The sequence below is a fragment of the Phytobacter massiliensis JC163 genome (assembly GCF_000321045.1).
Classification (GTDB): domain Bacteria; phylum Pseudomonadota; class Gammaproteobacteria; order Enterobacterales; family Enterobacteriaceae; genus Phytobacter_A; species Phytobacter_A massiliensis.
Genome location: NZ_CAEO01000212.1, coordinates 1 through 287 on the forward strand (window position 1 = coordinate 1; position 287 = coordinate 287).

At 48.8% G+C, this 287-nt stretch carries 1 tRNA gene; it reads left to right on the forward strand.

What is annotated here, in order from left to right:
* Positions 1 to 104: 104 nt before the first annotated feature.
* Positions 105 to 180 (forward strand) — tRNA-Ala (locus ENTHG_RS00260).
* Positions 181 to 287: the final 107 nt, after the last annotated feature.

Genomic DNA, 287 nt, shown 5'->3' on the forward strand with positions numbered 1-287 from the left:
CTGCTGATGCTGCGTTGCGGCGACACTCACATACCTGAGTATGCTTCGTGTCACCACGCCTTGCCTCAACAGAAATTCTCGGTAAGAGGTTCTGACTACACGATGGGGCTATAGCTCAGCTGGGAGAGCGCCTGCTTTGCACGCAGGAGGTCTGCGGTTCGATCCCGCATAGCTCCACCATCTTTACTGTTCGAAAAATACTTCAGAGTGCACTAAGAAGTGTACTGCGAAGTTTTGCTCTTTAAAAATCTGGATCAAGCTGAAAATTGAAACGACACACAGCTAAT